18 protein-coding genes and 2 tRNA genes are annotated in these 21,815 nt (G+C 61.8%); 8 read left to right on the forward strand and 12 right to left on the reverse strand.

The window, feature by feature from the left end:
* The first annotated feature begins 34 nt into the window (after positions 1 to 34).
* Positions 35 to 691 (forward strand): glycerophosphodiester phosphodiesterase, encoded by a 657-nt coding sequence (locus C440_RS03085; RefSeq protein ID WP_008318174.1) that lies wholly within the window; start codon positions 35 to 37, stop codon positions 689 to 691.
* Positions 692 to 708: 17 nt separating this feature from the next.
* On the opposite strand, the gene C440_RS03090 is transcribed toward C440_RS03085, so the two are convergent.
* The 7 genes from C440_RS03090 to C440_RS03120 form a co-directional block, all read right to left on the reverse strand.
* On the reverse strand, positions 709 to 1,008 hold the full coding sequence (locus tag C440_RS03090; RefSeq protein WP_008318175.1) for a hypothetical protein: 300 nt from the start codon (positions 1,006 to 1,008) through the stop codon (positions 709 to 711).
* Between the two features lie 63 nt (positions 1,009 to 1,071).
* The gene (locus tag C440_RS03095) at positions 1,072 to 1,338 is read right to left on the reverse strand and encodes a hypothetical protein (protein ID WP_008318177.1); all 267 of its coding nucleotides are present in this window, start codon (positions 1,336 to 1,338) and stop codon (positions 1,072 to 1,074) included.
* On the reverse strand, positions 1,335 to 2,879 hold the full coding sequence (locus tag C440_RS03100) for an acyl-CoA carboxylase subunit beta (protein WP_008318178.1): 1,545 nt from the start codon (positions 2,877 to 2,879) through the stop codon (positions 1,335 to 1,337). Before C440_RS03100 ends, C440_RS03095 begins: the two co-directional genes overlap by 4 nt.
* 245 nt (positions 2,880 to 3,124) lie before the next feature.
* Positions 3,125 to 4,543 (reverse strand): sodium-dependent transporter, encoded by a 1,419-nt coding sequence (locus C440_RS03105; protein WP_049915243.1) that lies wholly within the window; start codon positions 4,541 to 4,543, stop codon positions 3,125 to 3,127.
* Between the two features lie 172 nt (positions 4,544 to 4,715).
* Positions 4,716 to 6,062: a sodium-dependent transporter gene (locus C440_RS03110; protein ID WP_008318182.1), complete on the reverse strand. Its 1,347-nt coding sequence runs from the start codon at positions 6,060 to 6,062 to the stop codon at positions 4,716 to 4,718.
* Positions 6,063 to 6,298: 236 nt separating this feature from the next.
* Positions 6,299 to 7,006 (reverse strand): SDR family oxidoreductase, encoded by a 708-nt coding sequence (locus tag C440_RS03115; RefSeq protein ID WP_008318184.1) that lies wholly within the window; start codon positions 7,004 to 7,006, stop codon positions 6,299 to 6,301.
* A gap of 113 nt (positions 7,007 to 7,119) precedes the next feature.
* Positions 7,120 to 8,085: an NADPH:quinone reductase gene (locus tag C440_RS03120; RefSeq protein WP_008318186.1), complete on the reverse strand. Its 966-nt coding sequence runs from the start codon at positions 8,083 to 8,085 to the stop codon at positions 7,120 to 7,122.
* Between the two features lie 429 nt (positions 8,086 to 8,514).
* On the opposite strand from C440_RS03120, the gene sucC reads away from it, so the two are divergent.
* A complete protein-coding gene (gene sucC / locus C440_RS03125) occupies positions 8,515 to 9,660 on the forward strand; it encodes an ADP-forming succinate--CoA ligase subunit beta (protein WP_008318188.1) in 1,146 nt (381 codons plus the stop codon).
* A complete protein-coding gene (gene sucD, locus C440_RS03130) occupies positions 9,657 to 10,526 on the forward strand; it encodes a succinate--CoA ligase subunit alpha (protein ID WP_008318190.1) in 870 nt (289 codons plus the stop codon). Before sucC ends, sucD begins: the two co-directional genes overlap by 4 nt.
* 12 nt (positions 10,527 to 10,538) lie before the next feature.
* Here sucD and C440_RS03135 read toward each other — a convergent pair whose 3' ends face one another.
* Complete coding sequence (locus tag C440_RS03135; RefSeq protein ID WP_008318192.1) at positions 10,539 to 10,838, reverse strand: hypothetical protein; 300 nt, start codon at positions 10,836 to 10,838, stop codon at positions 10,539 to 10,541.
* Between the two features lie 165 nt (positions 10,839 to 11,003).
* On the opposite strand from C440_RS03135, the gene C440_RS03140 reads away from it, so the two are divergent.
* The 3 genes from C440_RS03140 to C440_RS03150 are packed head-to-tail and all read left to right on the forward strand — an operon-like array spanning position 11,004 to position 14,247.
* Entirely contained in the window at positions 11,004 to 13,271 is a 2,268-nt protein-coding gene (locus tag C440_RS03140; protein WP_008318193.1) for a methyl-accepting chemotaxis protein, read from the forward strand.
* A gap of 2 nt (positions 13,272 to 13,273) precedes the next feature.
* Positions 13,274 to 13,711, forward strand: coding sequence for a CBS domain-containing protein (locus C440_RS03145; RefSeq protein ID WP_008318194.1), 438 nt, complete (start codon positions 13,274 to 13,276; stop codon positions 13,709 to 13,711).
* A gap of 56 nt (positions 13,712 to 13,767) precedes the next feature.
* A complete protein-coding gene (locus tag C440_RS03150) occupies positions 13,768 to 14,247 on the forward strand; it encodes a DUF2062 domain-containing protein (protein ID WP_008318196.1) in 480 nt (159 codons plus the stop codon).
* 151 nt (positions 14,248 to 14,398) lie between these two features.
* On the opposite strand, the gene C440_RS03155 is transcribed toward C440_RS03150, so the two are convergent.
* A complete protein-coding gene (locus C440_RS03155) occupies positions 14,399 to 16,561 on the reverse strand; it encodes a right-handed parallel beta-helix repeat-containing protein (protein ID WP_083893981.1) in 2,163 nt (720 codons plus the stop codon).
* 119 nt (positions 16,562 to 16,680) lie between these two features.
* The gene (locus tag C440_RS03160; protein WP_008318199.1) at positions 16,681 to 17,715 is read right to left on the reverse strand and encodes a DUF1616 domain-containing protein; all 1,035 of its coding nucleotides are present in this window, start codon (positions 17,713 to 17,715) and stop codon (positions 16,681 to 16,683) included.
* A 328-nt stretch (positions 17,716 to 18,043) separates the two neighbouring features.
* Here C440_RS03160 and C440_RS03165 point away from each other — a divergent pair, with 328 nt between their 5' ends.
* The gene (locus C440_RS03165; RefSeq protein ID WP_008318201.1) at positions 18,044 to 19,960 is read left to right on the forward strand and encodes a glycosyltransferase family protein; all 1,917 of its coding nucleotides are present in this window, start codon (positions 18,044 to 18,046) and stop codon (positions 19,958 to 19,960) included.
* A gap of 423 nt (positions 19,961 to 20,383) precedes the next feature.
* Here the strand turns inward: C440_RS03165 and C440_RS03170 are convergent.
* A tRNA-Val gene (locus C440_RS03170) sits at positions 20,384 to 20,458 on the reverse strand.
* Positions 20,459 to 20,504: 46 nt separating this feature from the next.
* A tRNA-Val gene (locus tag C440_RS03175) sits at positions 20,505 to 20,579 on the reverse strand.
* A 239-nt stretch (positions 20,580 to 20,818) separates the two neighbouring features.
* Between C440_RS03175 and trpD the strand changes: the two genes are divergently transcribed.
* Positions 20,819 to 21,814 carry an anthranilate phosphoribosyltransferase gene (gene trpD / locus C440_RS03180; protein ID WP_008318202.1) on the forward strand — a complete coding sequence of 332 codons (996 nt, stop codon included), beginning with the start codon at positions 20,819 to 20,821 and terminating at the stop codon, positions 21,812 to 21,814.
* Position 21,815 lies beyond the last annotated feature (1 nt).

A 21,815-nucleotide genomic window follows, 5' to 3' on the forward strand; every position in this document is an offset into this window, starting at 1 on the left:
TACCGTTTAGTCGCTCGTCGCGTGATGCTCAGCTATGCGCGTTATCGGCCACCGTGGTTGCCCCGCTATCGCCCCCGAGAACACCCTCGCCGCCTTCACCGCCGCCGCCGACCGACTCGACTGGGTCGAACTCGACGTTCGGCGGTGCGCCAGCGGCGAACTCGTCGTCTTCCACGACGAGACGCTCGACCGCCTCTCCGACGAGACTGGCCCCGTCGCAGAAACCCCGCTTTCGGACCTCCGCACAGTGCGAATCGACGGCACCGACGAGGCGATTCCGACGCTCGCCGACGTGTTCGAGGCGCTTCCGGACCGCGTCGCCGTCAACGTCGAACTGAAAGAACGCGGTCTCGCGTTGGACCTCGGTTCCATCGTCGCCGACGTGCCGAACGAGGTGTTGGTTTCGTCGTTCGACGGAGACGCGCTCCGTGACGTGTGCGAGGCGACCGACCTCCCGGTCGCGTTTCTCTTTGCGACCGACTGGGAGGACTCGCTCGACATCGCCGCCGACCTCGGTTGTAGGACCATCCACCCGTACTACGAACTGCTCACTGCGGACCGCATCGCCGAGGCACACGACGCGGGGTTCGAGGTCAACACGTGGACGGTCCCCGACCGCGAGGCGGTCACGGAACTCCGTGAGCGGGGTGTCGATGGCGTCGTTATCGACGACCCAGCGTTCGCGGAGTGAACTACTGGCACTAACTATCAAAACCGAGCGTCGCCGCGGAACGCCTGAAACGCCGTCTGGTCCCGTTTCACGCCGAGCGCGAACGAGGCGAAGCCGACGACGATACACCCCCCGACGGCGACATTCGGAAGGGCGCTGTTGGGGAGGTAGCCGTTCGTTATCCCGAGTTCGACGCAGGTGCCGACGAAGACGGCGGCGAGCGCCGCGGAGACGAAGTCGGGTTCCCCCTCGTCGGCGTAGTGTGCGGCGACCGCGACGACGGCGAAGCCAGTGAGACCGACGTTGAGAAACAGCCAGACGGGCGGGGGTTGGACCATTGGTGGACGGTCAAACGTCGGACGAAGGCGTAAGTGTTCGGCTCGAGGTATCGTCGAATCGACTCAGAACCGGTCAACACGCCCCGACGCGGCCCACGCGTCGGTCGGTGCGCCCGAGGGAACGCGACGGGCACAGCCCGTCACCGAGTCGAGGCGGCCGGCGTACTGCCAGCGCTTGTCGGTCCACGTCTCTCCGTCGTCCGCGGCGGCGGCCGCCGCGGCGACTGTCTGGTCGTGGATATGCGCGCCGACGGCCGCGACGATGGCCGCCGCTTCTTCCGGGTCCGCGTCGTCGGGAATCGACAGTCCCGAAAGCAGGTCGTCGGTCATAGCGGGATGTTGCCGTGTTTCTTGTCGGGTTGGGACTTCCGCTTCGATTTCAGCATCCGAAGGTCCGCGATGAGACGACGCCGGGTCTCGCCGGGTTCGATAACGTCGTCGATGAAGCCGCGGTCGGCCGCAGTGTACGGGTTTGCGAACTCCTCGCGGTACTCCTCGATGAGTTCGTCGCGGCGTTCGTCGGGGTCGTCGGCCGCTTCGAGTTCGTTCCGGTAGAGGATGTTGACCGCGCCTTGCGGTCCCATCACGGCGATTTCGGCGGTCGGCCACGCGTAGTTCACGTCCGCGCCGAGGTGCTTCGACGCCATCACGTCGTACGCGCCGCCGTAGGCCTTGCGCGTGATGACCGTCATGAGCGGGACCGTCGCCTCGGAGTAGGCGTACAGGAGCTTCGCGCCGTGGCGGATGATGCCGTTGTGTTCTTGGTCGGTTCCGGGGAGGAAGCCGGGCACGTCCACGAACGACAGAACCGGGACGTTGAACGAATCGCAGAAGCGAATGAACCGCGCGGCCTTCTCGGAGGCCTCGATGTCGAGCGTCCCGGCGTTCATGCGCGGCTGGTTGGCGACGATACCGACCGAGTGGCCGTCGAGACGACCGAAGCCGACGACGATGTTCTTTGCGAAGTCCTCTTGGACGCCGAAAAAGGACCCTTCGTCGAGCACGCCGTCGAGCACGTCGTGGATGTCGTAGGGCTTCCGTGGCTGGTCGGGAACGACCTCCGCGAGTTGGTCATCGACGCGGTCGGGTTCGTCCCACGGTTCGACTCGCGGCGGGTCCTCGACGTTGTTCTGCGGGAGGTACGAAAGCAAGTGGCGAATGTCGTCGAGCGCCTGCTCTTCGGTGTCAGTAGCGAAGTGGGCCACCCCGCTCGTCGAGGTGTGAGTCGTCGCACCGCCGAGTTCGTCGAAGGTGACCTCCTCGCCCGTGACCGTCTTGATGACGTCCGGACCGGTGATGAACATGTGACTCGTGTCGCGGACCATGAAGGTGAAGTCCGTCAGCGCGGGAGAGTACACTGCACCGCCGGCACAGGGTCCCATAATCGCCGAGATTTGGGGGATGACGCCCGACGCCTCGGTGTTGCGGCGGAAGATTTCGCCGAAGCCGCCGAGGGACTGGACGCCCTCTTGAATCCGGGCACCGGCGGAGTCGTTCAGGCCGATGACCGGCGCGCCGACTTCCATCGCCTTGTCCATCACTTTACAGATTTTCTCGGCGAACACCTCACCGAGCGACCCACCGAAGACGGTGAAGTCGTGGGCAAAGACGAAGACGGTTCGACCGTCTACCTTGCCGTAGCCGGTGACGACGCCGTCGCCCGGAAGTTTCGTCTCTTCCATCCCGAACTTGTGGTTCCGGTGGGTTCGGAACTGGTCGAATTCTCGAAACGTTCCGTCGTCGAGGAAGTAGTCGATGCGCTCGCGGGCGGTCATCTTGCCCTTGTCGTGTTGGGAGGCGATTCGGTCTTCGCCCCCGCCTTTCAGCGCTTCCTCGCGTTTCTCGCGGAGTTCGTCGATCCGGTCTTCCATCGTCATGCCAGACCACCTTCGCTCATTGAAACATCGGTCCGCAGTCCGGGGTCAAAGGAGTTCCGCAATCCGGCAACCCTTACTTCGACAGTTGACGTATAAACACCCGAACAATCATCACAATTGAGCGGCGCGAACGCGGTCGCACCGGGGGTCGTCGTAGTGGGGGGTCAGGAGAAGGGCGACGAAGCAAAAACAGAGCGCGTCGGACGGACGACGGACTCGAAGGGGCCAGAGTCGCCGGCTCAGACCACCGAATTCGGCTGGCGGAGACCGAGGAACGCGGCGACGCTCGCAACGACGGTGAGGCCTACAGTCGGCCAAAACCCGATGTTGGTATCCACACCGAAGTGCGTCAAGAGCGTGAAGACGAGAAACAGCGGGAGGACGACGCCGACGGCGAAGAGCCACGGTGTGCCGAGACGGCGACCGAGACTGCCCGCTCCCGAGGAGAACTCCTCGATTGCGTCGCGGCCCATCACCCAGCCGACGAAAAGCAGGAAGGCAACGAGACCCGTGGTCAGGAGGATGTTCACGAGCGTCCCGGCGACGAAGCTGAAGATACCGGGGTTGAACGCGCAGACCGTCCCGGTTACGGCCACGATGCCAGCCATCCCGAGGACGGCGGCCCGCCGCGAGACGCCGTATTCGTCCACGAGGAACGCGACCGGGATTTCGAGCATGCTGATGGAACTCGACAGCGCCGCGAGCGTCACGACGGCGAAGAACGTCGTGGCGATGAGCGTTCCCGCGGGGAGTTGCGAGAATGCGCCCGCGAGACCGACGAACAGTGCGCCGGGACCGGTCCCGGTCGCGGTCGGGTCGATGCCCTGCGAGAACAGAAGCGGGAAGACAACGAGACCGGTGATGACGCCGACACTGGTGTTGAGAACGGCGATGGCGCTTCCGTCGAGGGGGAGCGACCGGTCTTCGCCGAGATACGACGAGTAGGTAACCATCGTTCCCGCACCGAGCGAGAGCGTAAAGAGCGCCTGACCGGCGGCCGGGCCGAGGATAGCAAAGAAGTTCTCGGTGATGACGGAGGGGTCAAAACGGAGGAAGAAGGCGTATCCGGCGGCCGCGTTCGGTTGCGTCGCGGCCCACCCCGCGAGCGCGAGTAGGAGCACGAGCACTGCGGGCATCATCACTTTGGTGCCGAGTTCGATGCCCTTGCGGATGCCTGCGAGGACGATGAGTCCGGTCAGTCCGAGGAAGAGGAGATGAAAGAGTGCGGCATCGGTGCCAGCGGAGACGCCGCCGAAGTACTGTCCGGGATTAGTGAAATACGCCGGATTACCGCCGAGGACGGCGGCCCCGCTTTCGAGGAGGTACCGCAGAATCCACCCACCGACGACGCTGTAAAACGAGAGCAGTGATAGACCAGTGATAACAGAAAACGCGCCGACGAAGCCCCACCGTTTCGACCCCGAGAGTTCCCGTAGTGCGCCGACTGGCGATTTATTCGCTCGCCGACCGATGACGAACTCGCCGAGGAGCCCGGGAACACCGACGAGGAGGACGATGCCGAGGTAGACGACGAGGAACGCGCTCCCCCCGTTTTCGGCGGTCTGCCACGGGAACCGCCAGATGTTCCCGAGTCCGACCGCACTGCCGACGGCGGCAAGGATGAACCCAAGCCGTGTTGCCCATGTTTCTCGTGCCATTGACACCCATTGACAGCCCATGATTAAAATGACTTTCGAACCGACGAAACGTCACCCGAGAAATTTAACGGTTTTAGGTGTTGTGTATCCAAAAAACACCGTCAATTATTCAGAAATAATCTGTCACCACTAACGATTCCTAAGCAGTCGAAAAACGTGATTGTTCGCCGTTTCAGACCGGAAGCGGCGGCGGGACAATAGCCGGGTCGCTACCGACGAACAACGTTTCGAGGCCGAGTGCCAGCGTCGCCACGACCGCCACGATAACGAGCGTGCGGGCGATCCAGAGCCACGTGAGACCGACGCCTTCGCCGAGTCCGCTTCCCTTCAGCAGTTCATCGACTGCCGGAGCGCCGTAGACCCACGCCGCGAAGACGAGGATGCCGAGCACCGAGAGGGGAAGCAGAAGTTTGTACGCGAGAGTGTCGAACCAGCCGAGCCACGCCGAGTCGAGCGCCGATGGGACGCCCAAGAGGAAGATGAAGCTTCCGAGGCCGACTGCCATCTGCGGGCGACTCACGTCGTAGTTGTCGATGGCCCACGAGACGACCACCTCGAGGAGGCTGATTGCGGACGACAGCGCCGCGATGAGGACCACCGCGAAGAAGACCAGACCGATGATTTGGCCGCCTGGGATGTCGCCGAACGCGCCAGCGACGCTGATGAACACCGCACCCGCGCCGCTCGTGTTGGGGTCGATACCCTGTGCGAACAGGAGCGGAAGCACGACGAGACCGGCGAGGATGCCGACGAAACTGTTCAGGAAGACGATGGTGATACCGTCGCCGAACAGGCTCTGGTCGCCGTCGATATAGGACGCGTAGGTAATCATCGCGCCCATGCCGAGCGACAGCGAGAAGAACGCCTGCCCGACGGCGAACGGAACGATGTCACCGAAGTTCTCTGCGAGCGCGTTGAAGTCGGGCGAGAGGAAGTAGGCGTACCCCTCAGACGCGCCGGGGAGCGTGAAGGCGAACACGGCGAGGATGCCGAGGATGACGATGATACTCGGAACCATCAGTTTGGTCGCCTTCTCGATGCCGTCTTCGATACCGGCCGCGACGATACCGACGACGAGCACCATGAAGACGGCGTGAAGTCCGAGCGCTTCCACGCCGGCCGACACCTGACCGAAGTACTCTGCCGGTGCGGCGAAGTACGCGCCGGTCAGACTCCCACCGATGTATCTGAGGACCCACCCGCCGACGACGCTGTAGTACGAGAGAATCCAAAAGCCGGTGAACAACCCGAGTGCGCCGACGACTCGCCACTCTTTGTATCCGAGTTTCTCGAAGGCGCTGATGGTGTTGAGGTTGGTTTTCCGTCCGATAACGAACTCGGCGAGGATGGCCGGAAGGCCGATGCCGAGTGCCGCGATGAGGTAGAGAATCAGGAAGGACGCCCCGCCGAACTGGGCGGTCTTGAATGGGAATTGCCAAATGTTCCCGAGACCGACCGCGCTACCGACAGCGGCGAGAATGAAACCCGCCCTGGTTGCCCACGTTTCACGTTCGCTCATATCTATCACCCTCTTGCTGATGTGGGTGTGATAAATGATGCGGTATGCAGTCGCATATCGGAGGAAAAATCAACACATTTCTTCAACCCACTATATATGTTAGTACGTTCGTCCGAATATAGATGTGATATATCCTCTATTTTCTAACGGGTGTCGTGTTTGTGATTCGTTCACTTGGGCCGTAAAAATTTGCGCGCGCCAAAACGCAGTGCCCGCTCGACGCGGTACGTTTCGTCTCAGGCCTCGCCGTAGACGGGGACTGCGGCACCGCTCGTCACCGACGTGGCATCCGAACAGAGAACCAGAACCGTCCGGGCGATTTCCTCGGGCGCAACCCACGCGCCGAAGTCGGCGTCCGGCATCATCTCGCGGTTCATCGGCGTGTCGATAACGCTCGGCATCACCGCGTTCGCGCGCACGACGCCGAGGTTCTCCTCGGCAATCGTCTCTGTCAGTAGCCGGACACCGGCTTTCGACGCGCGATAGATACCGTCGCCTTCGCCGCCTCCGAGCGACGAGCGGGCGGAGACGCTCACGATTGCTCCGCCCGTCTCGCGGAGGTGTGGAATCGCGTGTTTCGACGCGAGAAACATCGTCTTGAGGTTGACGCCGAAGAGGAAATCGAACGTCTCCGCGTCGGTTTCGTCGATTGGCGTGCCGCCGCGCCACGTGCCGGCGATGTTGGCGAGGTGGTCGATTCGGCCGAAGTCAGAGATAACGGCATCCACGACGCGAGCGACGTCGTCTTCGTCGGTGAAATCGCCCTCGTAAAAGCGAACCCTATCTGCGTCGAAAAAGTCATCTTCGTCGTCCGGTTCAACCACGTCTGCGGCCGCGACCGACGCCCCCGACTCGTGGAATGCGCGGGCGATTGCGCCGCCGAGCGCTCCGCTCGCACCGGTTACGACTGCGACCGTTCCATCGTAGTCAAATGATACGTCCATGTGTGCTGTTCGTACGCATGCAACATAATTCGGTCGCGGGAGGCACCTTCCGTCGGTCGGACCGGTACTCTCCTCTCGTTTCGTCTCTATCGCTCCGTCTTTCAACCGACCGCTCAGGGTGTGATGACCAACTTTCCGAGGAAACTATCTTCCATGACCGCTCGGTGAGCCTCGCCCGCTTCGTCGAGGTCGTACGTTCGCGCGATGTCGATTTCGAGGTCGCCCGCGTCCAGCAAGCGTGCCAATTCGCGGAGCGGAACGGCGAGTTCGGGCGTGTTGAACATGCTCATCAGCGTGATATTCAGGTCCTTGCCGCGAGCGGCCGACGAACGTTCGAAGCCGACCTGCGGGTCGTTCTCGCCGATGCCGACGACGCGGCCGCCGGTAGCGGCGACTTCGGCGTCGAACTGGAGGTACTCGTCGAGTCGGTGGTCGAGGGTCAACTCGACGCCGTCTCCCTCGGCGGCCGCTAGCACGGCCTCGGCGAGGTCGTCGCGTTCATAATCGAAGACGACGTCCGCACCGAGTTCGGCGACGCGTTCGTGGTATTCTGGGGCCGCCGTGGTGATGACGTGCGCGCCCGCCGCGTCCGCGAGTTGGACCGCGGCGTGGCCGACGCCGCCGGACCCGCCGTGAATCAACACCGTCTCACCGAGTTGCATCTCGCCGTGGTCGATGAGCGCCCGCCACGCGGTCACGCCGGCGACGCCCGCGCCACCCGCCGCAACGAGGTCGGTACCGCCGGCGAGTGGTGCGACGCGGTCGGTCGGGACGGCCGCGAACTCGGCGTAGCCGCCGTAGTGGTCCTTGCCGATTCCGGTCCCGATGACCGAGTCACCCGCCTCGAACTCGGTTACGCCCGGACCGACTGCCGTGACCGTTCCCGCCACGTCAACGCCCGGAATCATCGGCATGGCGAAGGGTTGGTACGACCCGCTTCGGAAGTACGTATCCACGGGGTTGACCCCGGCGGCGGCGACTTCGACGAGGACCTCGCCGGCGGTCGGTTCGGGCGTGTCGATGTCGTCTACTCGGAGTACGTCACGTCCACCGTGTTCGTGGAATCTGACTGCTCGCATGATTACAGAGAAGTTCTTATCCTACTACGTATTTTGCCTCCAGTATGGACCGAAATCTTGCGCCATGGCAAGGACGCGGTGGTCCAATGTACCTGTCTGAAAGGGAGTTATTGTCTCGGTTGTCTACAGAGGGAATTTCGACACCCGAAGACCTTGCAAACGGTAGGTACAGAGAGAACGTTATTAGAAACGGTTTTAGAATTAGACTCGCTCGTCGCTAATTTCGCCGGGAGAGCCCATCGCCACGTACTTGTCGTGGTTCTTCTCGATATTTTCACTGATCAGGCTCAGTGTATCTTGGTTCATTGCTGTTGCATTGTAGAATGCAACAGGTCAAAGAGTCTTCCCATCAGATTTGGCATCGTCCAGTCGTTCCTGAACGAAGATGAATGGGATTTAAGCGCGTGCCTTCCCCTCCCACGCATGGTAATGAAGCTTCACGAATACCAGGCGAAGGAGATCTTCGCAGAGGCTGGGATTCCGGTGCCAGAGTCCCACCTCGCGTCGTCCGTAGATGAGGTCATGGAGGCGGTCGATGAGATTGGATACCCCGCCGCTATCAAGGCGCAGGTACACGTCGGTGGGCGTGGTAAGGCCGGTGGCATCAAAATCGCCACAGACGAAGCCGAGGCCCGACAGGCCGCCGAGGACATCCTCGGAATGGACCTCAAGGGCTACACGGTGGGGAAAGTCCTCGTCGAGGCCGGCGTTGACTTCGAAAACGAACTGTACGTCGGTATCACGATGGACCGAAACGAGGGCAAGCCCGTCGCAATGGTCTCGACAGAGGGTGGCGTCAACATCGAGGAAGTCGCAGAAGAGACGCCCGAAGCCATCGCGCGCGAGCACATCGACCCCGCGTTCGGCCTGCACCCCTACCAGGCTCGTAAAATCGTCTTCGAGGCGGGCATCCCCCGCGACGTGGCCTTCGACGTGGCCTCGTTCCTCTCGACACTCTACGACCTCTACGAGGCCAACGACGCGTCCGACATCGAAATCAACCCCGTCATGATTACCTCGGACCGCGACGTGGTGGCCGCTGACGCCGTCATGAACATTGACGACGACGCGCTCTTCCGCCACGACGACCTCGCGGCGATGGAAGAAGACTCCTACGAGGACGAACTCGAAGCCAAAGCCGGCGAGTACGGCTTCGACTACGTCCGTCTGTCGGGTAACGTCGGTATCATCGGCAACGGTGCCGGGCTGGTCATGACGACGCTCGACCTCGTGGACTACTACGGTGGCACGCCCGCCAACTTCCTCGACATCGGCGGCGGTGCCAAAGCAGAGCGCGTGGCCAACGCGCTGGACATGGTCTTCTCGGACGAGAACGTCGATTCCGTCGTCTTCAACATCTTCGGCGGCATCACCCGCGGCGACGAGGTTGCCAAGGGTATCAACGAAGCGCTCGAAAGCTTCGACGAGATTCCGAAGCCGGTCGTCGTCCGCCTCGCGGGCACGAACGCCGAGGAGGGGATGGAGATTCTGAACACGGACCTCGTACAGGTCGAAGGGACGCTGGAAGACGCAGTCCAGCGTGCCGTCGAGAACGCACAGGAGGTGTCCCAATGAGCATTTTCGTTGACGACGACACGCGGGTAGTTGTACAGGGTATCACCGGTGGGGAAGGCAAGTTCCACACCCGACAGATGGTGGAGTACGGCACGAACGTCGTCGCCGGAACGTCGCCCGGAAAGGGAGGACAGGACGTTGACGGCATCCCCGTCTACGACACCGTCTCCGAGGCCGTCGAAAAGGAAGACGCCAACGCCTCCGTCGTGTTCGTCCCGCCGGCGTTCGCCGCCGACGCCATCTTCGAGGCGCTCGATACGGACCTCGACCTCGTCGTCGCCATCACGGAAGGCGTCCCGACGCAGGACATGGCCAAGGTCAACAAGCGCCTGTCGGAGACCGATACACGTCTCATCGGTCCCAACTGTCCGGGCATCATCACGCCCGGTGAGGCCAAACTCGGCATCCTCCCCGGAAACATCTTCGAGGAGGGTAACGTCGGTCTCGTCTCGCGCTCCGGAACCCTGACCTATCAGGTCGTCTCGAATCTGACCGAGCGCGGTATCGGCCAGACCACCGCCATCGGTATCGGCGGCGACCCAATCATCGGCACGTCGTTCGTAGACGCCCTCGAAGCGTTCGAGAACGACCCCGACACGCACGCGGTCGTCATGTGCGGTGAAATCGGCGGCGAAGACGAAGAGCAGGCGGCGAAGTTCATCGCCGAGAACATGGACACGCCCGTCGCTGGCTTCATCGCGGGCCGAACGGCACCGCCGGGCAAGCGCATGGGTCACGCCGGCGCTATCGTCTCCGGGTCCGGCACCGGCACCGCAGAGTCGAAGATTTCCGCCCTCAACGACGCGGGCGTCCCCGTGGGCGACACCCCGAACGAAGTCGCCGACCACATCGAAGACTTCCTCTAAGTCTTCGCTCTCTCACTTTTCGTTTACGCGCGTCCCACAGAGTCTACAACGACCGCTCCCGGACGCGTTCGGCGCGCCGCACGCTTCGCAGACGACCACCCGTTGGCGCGATTTTTCCTGTGCACGGTGGAGGAACGTCGTCGGGTCCAGCGACGTCCCTGTCGGGCCTGCGTCCTCGTCGAGCCTGTCGAGGACGCGTTCGACGAGCGCACCGTCCCGCATAGCGTCGAGTACGCGAACGAAGCCGACGAACATGAGCGACGGCGCGAGGATACAGAATCCCGCAACAAGAAGGCGGAAGCCAATCTCCATGTGGCTTGCTAGCTCTACACAACTATGTGGTTGACGCTCGTCTTCTGGAAGTCGTTTTCTATAGTAGCGACCTTCCGCCGAGAGGACTGCTATACGATACCAATATTATCTGAGATGATATTCGGGGACGCGGATTTATAGACGTTATTCCGGTCGGTTCATTTAATGGTCGATAATATCGTTGAAGAGGCCGAAGAACGGCTTCCTGACGCGATTACAGAGAGCTACATGCGTCGGCTCGTCGCCGCGATGCTTCTCGTTTCTGTCCTCGTTTCTGGTGTCGGAATCGTTCAGTATCAACAGACGGCATCGAGCATCGACGAAGACGCCCGCGCCGACCTCCTCACCGAGGCCGAACGCGAGGCGTTACAGGTGGACTCGTGGTTCGAAGAACACGAGCGTCTCGCCAGCATCGTCGCCGCCGACCCATCTGTTGGCAGTACTATGGAAGACCGGTCTTCGACGGCGCTCGCACAGGCGAAATCCGACATGCCGTCGGATGTCGTGGCGCTCCACTTCGTCAACACCGAAACGACCGAGGTCCTCGGTTCGTCCGAGGACGGGACCGTCGGCACGACACTCTTCGAGAGCGGCACGCTCCCGCTCCCTGAACGCGCCGACCTCTCCGACGACGGCGTCGAACGAACCACCGTCTTCGTCAAAGACGGGGTTGCCTACATGGGCTTTGTCGCCCCGCTTCCGTCCATCAAACCCCGCGCAGTCGTTCTCGTCGCCGAGGCGTCGTCTCTCGGCTCTGCACTCGACGGGAGTCGTCTCGAAGGAGGATTCACGCAACTCGTGACCGAAAACGGGACCGTCTTGTACGACGGCGGCGGTGGCGCGTCGAACGTCGCGTACCCCGCGGCAGACGCCACATCCCTTGACGGCGCTTTCGCTGGCGAGACGGGCGTGGCTCGACTCTCGCCGGTCGAAGGATTCGTCTCCTCGCCGCACGTCGTCGCGTACGTGCCGGTTCGCGGCGGTGACGTGCTTCTCCTGCACGCCCCCGCGAGCAGTGTCTTTTCGCTCTCGCGGAGCGTCGGCTTCCAGATTGCCACGCTTCTGTTTCTCTTTATTGTCGGTCTCGGTGCGTTCGCGTTCATCATCCGCGGAAACACGGCGATACCCCTCGTCAACCTCGCATCGACCGTCTCCGAACTCCGCAACGGCGACCTCGACGTCGAACTCGAAACGACCCGCGACGACGAGTTCGGACAGGTCGTCCGCGGCATCGACAACCTCCGGAACGACCTTCGAGACCAACGCGCCGATGCCCGCGAGTACAGCGACGCTATGGCTCGCGCCGCCGACGGCGACCTCTCCGTTCGACTCCCGACCGACTCGAATAGCCGCGATATGACGCTCGTCGCCGAGGGTTACAACGAGATGATGGACGACATCGAACAGACCGTCGGAACCGTCAAAGCGTTCGGCGAGGACGTCACACGCCTCGCCGACCGCGTCGCATCGCGCGCCGAGGACGTGTCCACCGCGAGCGAGGAGGTCTCGGGGTCCATCCAGCAGATTTCCGAGGGTGCCAGCGAACAGACAGAGAGCCTGCTGGCCGCGGCCAACGAGATAAACGACCTCTCGGCGTCGATTCAACAGATCGCCTCGTCGGCCGACGAACTCGTACGTCTGACCGAGGAAGCGGAAGCACGCTCGCGTGACGGCCAGTCCGCCGCGACCGACGCGCTCGGCGATATCGACGCGGTTCGCGCCGAGACCGAAGCGACCGTCAGCGAGGTCAACGAACTCGACGAGCGCCTCGAACAGATCGAACAGATTGTCGAGGTTATCACGGAGATTGCGGAACAGACGGACATCCTCGCGCTCAACGCGAACATCGAGGCGGCCCGGGCGGGCGAGGCCGGCGAAGGCTTCGCCGTCGTCTCCAACGAAGTCAAGCAGTTGGCACAGGAGACGAAATCCTCCGCGGCGGACATCGAAACGCTCGTCGAAGAGATCGAGAGCCAACGCGACGCCGTCATCACTCGAATCGAACGGATGCGCGCGCAGGTCGAAGAGAGCGCGACCTCCGTCGATGAGGCGCTTGCGTCCTTCGACGGCATCGTCGAGCGGGTCGAAGAGACGACCGCGAGCGTCCACGAGATTTCGGACGCGACGAGCAGTCAGGCCGACTCCTCACAGGAGGTGCTGTCGATGACCGACGAGATTGCAGGTATCTCCGAGGAGACCACCGCCGAAGCACAGACCGTCTCCGCGGCCGCAGAACAGCAAACCGCCGCGCTCGACGGCGTGAATCAGGACATCCGCGAGCTTTCGACGAACGTCAACCACCTCGACGACCTCCTCGACGCGTTCGAGGTCGGAACCGACGGCGGAAGCCAGTCACAGACACAGCACTCGGAATCAACCGCTGACCACCCCGACGAACACGGCGAACAGGTACAATCGCCGGCGGACGACTGACGATGCACGTCGCCGAGATTATGACCGAGGAGGTGGCGACCGCCGATGCGAAAGACAGTCTCGCCGACTGCGCGCGGACGATGCTCAGCGAGGGCGCGGGTAGTGTCGTCGTCGTCGATGGCGACCGCCCCATCGGTATCGTCACCGAATCCGACATCCTCCGGGCCGGCATCGAGGCGGACGAACCGCTCTCTGCGCTTCCGGTTCGCGCGAACATGTCGAGTCCCATCAAGTGGGTCCGTCCGGGGTTGTCAACTCGCGTCGCCGCAGAAAAGATGCGCGAGGAGCGCGTGAAGAAACTCGTCGTGGTCGAAGACATGGAGATGGTCGGTATCGTGACGGTGACCGACATCGTGTTCCGCCTCTCGGACGTCGCACAGGACATCGGCGACGTCGTCGGACTCCGAGAAAAGTGGGACTCCGACCGCCGGTTCAGATAGGTGCCAGTCACTTTCGCCGAAGAATTCATACGAGTCTCTCGTCTCTACAGTGTCACGTGGAGAAGCAAATAGCGTCGATTCGAGACCGCATCCGGTCGGGTCTCGAACACGCGGTGGCGGCAGACCACACCCCGCACGAGATCGCCGCGAGCTTTGCGTTCGGCGTGTTCGTCGTGGCGATGCCGACCGCGGGAACCGCGTTCGCGCTGTTCGCACTCGTCGCGTACTTCGTCGAGCGCGCGAACAAGCTTGCACTCGCCGCCACGCTCGTCGTGTTCAACCCACCGGTCAAGTGGGCCGTCTACGGCGCGAGTTTCTGGCTCGGGTCGTATCTCCTCGGCCCAGTCCCCGGTGTCTCGGCCGCCGACGTGTCTCTCGACGCCGGGTTCGACATCGTGCTTCGCCAACTGCTCGGGAATACGGTTCTCGCCGTCGTGCTCGCCATCGTCGGCTACGGTCTCGTCCTGCAACTCGTGTCCGTCTACTGTAACCGGTCCGAACGACTCGGCGCGATTCGCGCTCCGGCCGACGACTGAGCGACGCTAGCGTCCGGTCGGCAACCGCGTCACCCGCCTTCGAGAAACACCGGGGGAGCCACAGACTGTTCGGAACCACTCGGCGGGGGGTACTCTGTGGTCAGGGCACCGCAGTCACCGAAACGTCGTTCGCAGGGCCGCCGTCGGGATGTCAATCGGTGTATGTCTTGAACTCGTAGCCCCACGTCACGTTGTTCGACCCTCGTGGCGGGGGGCTATCGTACGTCACCGAGACGGTATCCGCCCCCTTGTCGGAGACGTAGAAGGCTCCGGCGGCGTCGGCGCTTTCGGCCCACACGTGGGCGAGTTCCGCGTTGCCGTCGAGTTCGTGCGGAATCTCGAACCGTACTGTACCGTCGCCGCTGGTCGTATAGGTTCCTGACACTGCAGTCTGATAGCCGAAGTTCTCCCGTACTACGTTCGACTCGCCGTCGCTATCGAGACCGGACGCGAGGTCGTTGCCGACGAACTTGCAGTCCGTCGAGTCGATTTCGTTGATATCGGCACCGCTGGTGTTGACGAACTGGTTCTGTGCGACGACGACACCGGCCGTTCGGTACACGAGTACCGCGTCGTTGTCACCGTTGACGACGGTGTTCCCCGTGACGAGTCCGCCCCCGCGGACGAGCAGGCCGCGGTCGGTGAACGTCCTGAAATCGTTGTTCGATACGAGGTTCCGTCGGCCGCCGACGGCGACGACGTAGGAACCGTCTGTGTTGGAGACGGCGTTTCCGAGCACGCGAACCGTTCCCGAAACCTCGCTTGCGAGGAGTGCGACACCGGCCACGTCGTCGATTCGGTTGTTCGAGAACTCGAGATCGGTGATTTCGCTAGCGCCCAGTTCTTCGATGATGACGGCGTTGGTTCCGCAAGACCGCATCTCGTTTCCGGTGATTGTGATGTTGTCAACAACGTGTCCGTCGGGGATGCGAAATCGGAACACGTTCGAGTCAACGTTGCTGAAGTCACACCCGGATATCGTGAGCGAATCGATGGTCGAGATGTTGTCGTAGAAGTCGATTCCTCGACCCGCAATCTTCCGGAAGTGGCACCCATCGACGACCAGCATCTCGGGGTCGCCGCGGTTCTTGATGGCGTCGCTTGAGAGTCCCCGAAACTCGCAGTCTCGGACGATGGTCGATTCCGCGCCGGATATGATACTCCCGTTCGCGTTCACGAAGCGGTTGCCGTCGAACTGAACTACGCCGCCCACGTGCACGTCGGCGTCGTTACGGTAGTACTCGTTCGATTGGAACGTGATGAGCCGAGGCAGACCGTCCTCGCGGTTGCCACCGACAGTCGTCCCGTGGTTTCGAAGCTGGTGGAAGACGCTGTTTCGAACGTGGATGTTCCGGACCGCGTCGACGAGCGAAACACCGTACCCGACGCCGCCACCGTCGTAGCCGATGTCGTACATCTCACAGTTCGAGACGGCAGAGAAGACCGTCGAGATGTAGGCGACACCGGCGTAGCCGAGGTCGTGCATCTTGCAGTTCTCGACGAACACGCGGTTCGCATACGTTGCCGTGACACCCGACCGGTAGGCGTTCTGGTCGCTCCCGATGAACTCCATGTCGCGCACGACGACGTCTGAGACGGCGTCCAATCCGTGAACGACCGCGTCGTCCGAGGTACGATAGAAGTCGAGTAATCCACCTTCGGAGACTCTGAGGCGGTCGCTCTCTCCATCGACGGCGGACAACTGATGAATCTCCCCGTAGGGCTGGTTTCGGTAGGCTGTCGTCCGGTCGGAGGTTATCAGCACTAACTGCCCCTCATCGAACTGCGATGCGTCCACCACGGAGACGGAGTCGTCCCCCTCTTCGAGGTCCGCGGTGATTCGCGTCTCATAACCCCGCTCACCAGAGACCGAGAACGCGACGTTCCCCGCGACTTCGATGGTCGTCTGGGTGCCCATCCCTTCGACTATCGTGCCCGAATCGAGTTCGATTTGCTCGGTCGCGACGTAGTGGCCGTCGTCGATAGCGAGTTTCGAGACGCCAGTGGCAACCGCAGACTGGACGACCGTCGAGAAGTCGTCGTCGCTGGCGATGACTTCGTCGCCGCCGTCTGCATGAATGGTGCCGTCGTCGTCTTTCCAGATGACGACATCCACGTTTCGAGACTCCGTAAGCAGGTGGTCGGTCTGTACGAGGGAGCCACGAAACGTCTCTTCGACTGTTGCGTCTTCGGCCTGTGAGCCGGTTGTCTCCCCCACCTGATTCGGTTCCCGTCTACCAGTGCCACCTCCCACGAATGCAGACCCAGTGAGTTCGAGCACCTCTCTCCGCAAGAACTCAAGTGTGTTAGTCATAGTCTAGGTAATGTGGCATAGAATGTCAATGTATTTAATGGAGTAATTAAGTACTATATATGAATCTCTATTTGGTCCGGAACGAACCGCCGTTGACCCGAGCGAAAAGACAGAGCGTGCTAGTTCCCGCGAACAGATATCCAGAGTCTGAGCGACTGGTCAGCGTTCGCACGGGTCGGGTTCGTCGGTGGGTCTCCCGTGTAGAGGAGATACACCACTCGCGCGTTAGTCGCCGGCTGGTTCGGTTCGAGGCGGTGGCGGATGCGGGCGGTTTCACCGGGAGCAACGTCTTCTTCGAACGTCCCCAATCGACGCTCTGAGACGACCTGCGCCTCGTTCGGCGTTCGGTTGACACGCTGGTACTTCGAGATGACGGTGTAGTTGTGCGGCTCACCCTCTTGGTTAGTCAACGTGACAACGACGGAACGCGACTCACCGACGGTGAAGTTCTGCGGAACGCTGTTGACGGTGTACGCTCCGGTTTCGTTCTCTCCGACGAGGTAGAACTCGGTGAACTCCTGTCCCGCAGTTTCTGACACAACCAGCGTTCCCGCACTCACAACGACGGCGACGAGTGCGACGACCACGAGCAGGTTCAAGACGACGTGACGGTGATTCGTCGCTCCATCGCTCTCGAAGCCGAACGGTGACGACGCGGTGACGACGAATTGGCTCTTAAGATGGTCGAAGGCGGGTGCGACGGCGACACCGCCCCGCTGTTCCGGGGGTAGTTGTGCCCGGCGGCCGAACGCAACGAGGAAGCACGTGCACGTCGCAACCGCGATGGAACCGAGTATCGGGAGAGGCTCCAATCCGAACGGTGTGAATTCGAGGACGAGAACGACGGAACCCACGAGGGCCGCACTGGCGATAGGCGTGAGCGCGGCTCGCTCCGCCGTAGAGATGATACCACCAGACGCAACCGATGCGGACGGACTCGTTTGCGCCTCGTTCTTCCTGTCGGAATCCGTGCGACGCTCGGGATACAGCGCGGCGATCAGTCCGTATCCGGGGACGAATGTCAGAAACGGGAGGACGACCCCTGCCCGCACTGGTGTCGGAGCGTCGGCGAAGACGACCAATGCCGAGACGAGGAGCGTTAGATAGATACCGAATACGATGTCGAGTGTCCACCGGCTAACTAGATTCGTCATCTGTCATGACCGGCAAGTTCTCGATAAATAATCCTTTCTACCAACCATGTGTGAAATCCACATCAGTGGAACGACACTCGGATAGAGAGCCACGCTACCGATTATTTACAAAGTAATATTTGACGCCGACAACCCGTTCTTGTTTAAACCATTTTCAAATGAACTATGAAATTTACTATGAATATCTCTGTATTTTGTATCCATTCATACGTATGGTGTTATCTTATTGATTGATTTACATCATCGGAATTTAATAAATAACCAATATATTAAACCCGATAGAATTAAGCAAGTGTGCGTTGGCAAACATCTATACACTACTCTATCGATGCCGAACTTACCTAACAGAGAGCGCATCTCGAAGTGGCTCGAACACAGACAACTCGACCGCGTCGCCGCCACTCTCGCGTTCGTCTTCGCCCTCCTTACCCTCCCGCTTCGCTTCGTCGTCCCACACATCTACACGACGACACTGCCCGTTACACTCGCCGTCGCCGCGGGCGTCTACCTCTGGACGACGAGACGCGAGGGCGAACTGGATTATCCGTTCCCGACGGTGTCCCAGACCGGCGGCGCGGTACTTGAGTCGCTCGTCCTCTTCGGCGTAGCCGGACTGTTCTCGATCGGTGCCGTCTGGGGTGAGCGGGCGACTGCCTTCTTCTACCTCGCCAGCGTCGTCGGCGCGCTCGTGTTGGTGCAAATCGTATTCGTCTCGGACCGGGCGCTTCGGCCGGGGGTCGTCCTCGTCGAACTGCTCGCTCTCTCGACTGCGGTTCGGTTCGTGGGGCTGTTCTCGGTCGCCGGATTCGTCGGCATCGACGTGTGGACCCACATGGAGTTCGTCGAGACCATTCGCAGTCAGGGAACGCTCAGCGTGCTGGAGACGAAGTACATCGCCGCGCCGTTGTACCACCTGCTCGTCAGTGCGGTCGCCGACACGGCGGGCGTCTCGCTTCGCAATGCGCTTTATGTCTCCGTCGGTGCCGTCGCGGTGTTCGCGTCGGTGTTCGTCTACTTCGGCGCGCGGCGCTTTCTCACTTCGCGCTGGGCGCTCTTTGCGACAGCGCTTTTTATGCTGAGTTCGCAGGTCGTGCGCTGGGGACTCAACCTCAAACCGACCAGTCTCGGGTTGGCGTTTTTCGTCCCCGCGATGGTCGTCCTCGTCCGAGTCTTACAGGATGATTTTCACGTGCACGACGTACTGCTGTTTTGCTTTTTTGCGGTCGCTATCACGGTCACCAACCAGGTGGCCGCATTTATTCTTCTCACGGTCGTCGGCGTCGCGCTCCTCACCCAACTCGTCGCCACGAGCGACCGGTTCGTACCCAGTTCGCAACCGACGAACACGGTAGGACTCTTCGCGTTCACCGGGGGCGTCATCACCTTCGACTGGAGTCTCACCCCGTACGGTGAGGGAACCTTTACGTCGGTCATGCTCCGACGACTCCGCGACACGCTGTTCGGCGGGGCGGACCGAGCGCTGGAGGTGTCGAGTTCGAAGAATGTCGCCTCGACCGCCGGAAGCGCGGACACGGCCTTCGTCGAGAAGATAATCGCATACATCGACGTCTTCGGATTCCTGCTGTTGCTCTGTCTCGCCGGGGTCGGCGGTCTCTATCTCCTGCGACGGCAACAGCGAAGCCACGCCGGAATCTTCCACCTCGGTACCATCTCGTTCATGGCGCTTTTCGTTCTCGTGCTCCCGATTCTCGGATTGAGCCTGTTCCTCCCCGGACGCTGGTACGCCTTTATGTACGTCCCGATGGTCGTCGGCGGCGCGCTCGGCGTCCGCCACGCCGTCTACCACCTCGACCCGCGGGTGACCGCCGCCGCGCTCGTCCTGTTGGCCGTCGCCGCCCCTGGAATCATGCTGGTCGCCGGACCGGCGACGCCGGACAACCCGGTCTTCGACTCGAAGCAACAGCGATACGCCTTCACTGAGTCGGAAGTCGATGCCGTCCAGACTATCGGGGACGTCACGAACGAGGAGACGCCACCGATATTCACCGACGCTCCCTACACGGCTGTCTTCAGGCGAACCGGTGCTCACCTCGCCGCGCAGATGACGGTTCCACCCGGCGAGTCCGCGACGGACGACCTCGTCGTCTACCGGTCGTACCAGACCTCTGGTGCGCCCCTACACACCGACTCGGCCCGGCTTGCGTCCGTCTCGCGCAGTCAGGTCTGCGGGCCAGCGCGGAACAAACTATATTCGAACGAAGACGTACTGTTGTGTCAGTACTGAGATTCTCCCGCGCGGCGAGGACGATAAGCGTCAGTGACTGTTTCGACTGGCCATCTTCGAACGTGCGGAGCGCCTGGATAACCTCGTAGCAGAGGCAGATGAACGTCGTGAGGATGAAAACAGGAGGCAAGAATCAGGAGCTCCGGGCCGACTGGAATCTGGAGGGACTGCATACCCGTAGTTGTCTCTCAACAGACGCACTGACTGAGCTGTGCCATCGGTTCCGCATTCCGTATCCCGACGGATACACACCCCGCCCACGTCGAGCGAAACTGCGAAGTGTCAGAAGGCGGGTTAAGGCAGATTTGGACCTCACTCGCAACGTTTCGCGTTGCTCGTGGGTTCAAATCTGCCGTGGTTGCGTCACACGACACAGATGCAAGTGACACAGAGGTCTCTCGCGGTCGTTGCGTCGAAGAGAAGTGGGTTGGGGCAGATTTGAACTGCCGGCCTCCTCCATGTCAAGGAGGTGTCATAACCAGACTAGACCACCAACCCGATGTGTTGCTGACATCGACCGAACTCCAAAACGTGGGAAGAGAAGTGGGTTGGGGCAGATTTGAACTGCCGGCCTCCTCCATGTCAAGGAGGTGTCATAACCAGACTAGACCACCAACCCGGTTACGGTGCTTCCCACGTCCGTTCGGACGTATCTCTCCGTTATCCGGGGTTACAATTTAAGCTTTCGAATCGGACCACGTGCGGCGATTCACAGCACAGCACGGCCTCACCGGCTAAGGCTCCAGATTGAGGTCCAAGAGGCGTGCGCGGAGCCGGCGATTTTCGCCGCCCCGACATGCTTAAGTCAGTGTACGAATTTGTACATCACGTCTCGAATACGTACACTGGTGATTACTAATGCAAGGTTATATCGAACGCGTCACTGGCGGGTCAGACCTCACCGTCGATGAGGCACGGGAGGCCGCACAAACCATCTTCGACGGTGCGACAGCGGCACAGATCGGCGCGCTGTTGACCGGACTTCGCGCGAAGGGGGAGACGGAAGCCGAAATCGCCGGCTTCGCGCAAGGCATGCGCGACGCCGCGTTGACTATCGAACCGTCTCGCGGCCCGCTCGTAGACACCTGCGGCACCGGCGGCGACGACTACGACACCATCAACGTCTCGACGACCAGCGCGCTCGTCGCCGCCGGGGCGGGCGCGGCGGTCGCAAAACACGGGAACTACTCTGTCTCTTCGTCTTCCGGAAGTGCCGACGTGCTCGACGTCGCCGGTGTGAACGTCGAAGCCGAACCCGAAGCCGTCGAACGGTGTATCGACGACAACGGTCTCGGGTTCATGCTCGCACCCGTCTTCCATCCCGCGATGAAGGCCGTCATCGGCCCGCGGAAAGAACTCGGTATGCGCACGATTTTCAACGTTCTCGGCCCGCTGACGAACCCCGCCGGGGCCGACGCACAAGTGCTCGGCGTCTACGACTCCGACCTCGTGCCGATAGTCGCCCGCGCGCTCTCTCATATGCCCGTCGAGCGCGCGCTCGTCGTCCACGGCTCTGGCATGGACGAAATTGCGCTCCACGACGCCACGACGGTCGCCGAAGTCACCGACGACGAGATTCTAGAGTACACGCTTACGCCGGCCGACCTCGGTCTCGAACAGGCCCCAATCGAGGCTGTCGCCGGCGGCACGCCAAAAGAGAACGCCCGCGACCTCGAAGGTATCCTGACCGGCGACGTAACCGGTCCGAAACGTGATCTCATCCTCGCCAACGCAGGGGCCGCGGTCTACGTGGCCGGTCTCGCGGACTCGCTCGAAGCGGGCGTCGATGTCGCCCGCGACGCCATCGACACCGGCGCGGCGAAAGCCAAACTCGACGCGCTCCGGGAGGCGTGAG

This window comes from Haloferax mucosum ATCC BAA-1512, from assembly GCF_000337815.1.
Classification (GTDB): Archaea; Halobacteriota; Halobacteria; order Halobacteriales; family Haloferacaceae; genus Haloferax; species Haloferax mucosum.

Bases quoted from the DNA above. Each gene is read 5' to 3' on its own strand.
- C440_RS03085 (WP_008318174.1), top strand. From the start codon at position 35: ATGCGCGTTATCGGCCACCGTGGTTGCCCCGCTATCGCCCCCGAGAAC.
- C440_RS03090 (WP_008318175.1), bottom strand. From the start codon at position 1,008: ATGGTCCAACCCCCGCCCGTCTGGCTGTTTCTCAACGTCGGTCTCACT.
- C440_RS03095 (WP_008318177.1), bottom strand. From the start codon at position 1,338: ATGACCGACGACCTGCTTTCGGGACTGTCGATTCCCGACGACGCGGAC.
- C440_RS03100 (WP_008318178.1), bottom strand. From the start codon at position 2,879: ATGGAAGACCGGATCGACGAACTCCGCGAGAAACGCGAGGAAGCGCTG.
- C440_RS03105 (WP_049915243.1), bottom strand. From the start codon at position 4,543: ATGGCACGAGAAACATGGGCAACACGGCTTGGGTTCATCCTTGCCGCC.
- C440_RS03110 (WP_008318182.1), bottom strand. From the start codon at position 6,062: ATGAGCGAACGTGAAACGTGGGCAACCAGGGCGGGTTTCATTCTCGCC.
- C440_RS03115 (WP_008318184.1), bottom strand. From the start codon at position 7,006: ATGGACGTATCATTTGACTACGATGGAACGGTCGCAGTCGTAACCGGT.
- C440_RS03120 (WP_008318186.1), bottom strand. From the start codon at position 8,085: ATGCGAGCAGTCAGATTCCACGAACACGGTGGACGTGACGTACTCCGA.
- sucC (WP_008318188.1), top strand. From the start codon at position 8,515: ATGAAGCTTCACGAATACCAGGCGAAGGAGATCTTCGCAGAGGCTGGG.
- sucD (WP_008318190.1), top strand. From the start codon at position 9,657: ATGAGCATTTTCGTTGACGACGACACGCGGGTAGTTGTACAGGGTATC.
- C440_RS03135 (WP_008318192.1), bottom strand. From the start codon at position 10,838: ATGGAGATTGGCTTCCGCCTTCTTGTTGCGGGATTCTGTATCCTCGCG.
- C440_RS03140 (WP_008318193.1), top strand. From the start codon at position 11,004: ATGGTCGATAATATCGTTGAAGAGGCCGAAGAACGGCTTCCTGACGCG.
- C440_RS03145 (WP_008318194.1), top strand. From the start codon at position 13,274: ATGCACGTCGCCGAGATTATGACCGAGGAGGTGGCGACCGCCGATGCG.
- C440_RS03155 (WP_083893981.1), bottom strand. From the start codon at position 16,561: ATGACTAACACACTTGAGTTCTTGCGGAGAGAGGTGCTCGAACTCACT.
- C440_RS03160 (WP_008318199.1), bottom strand. From the start codon at position 17,715: ATGACGAATCTAGTTAGCCGGTGGACACTCGACATCGTATTCGGTATC.
- C440_RS03165 (WP_008318201.1), top strand. From the start codon at position 18,044: ATGCCGAACTTACCTAACAGAGAGCGCATCTCGAAGTGGCTCGAACAC.
- trpD (WP_008318202.1), top strand. From the start codon at position 20,819: ATGCAAGGTTATATCGAACGCGTCACTGGCGGGTCAGACCTCACCGTC.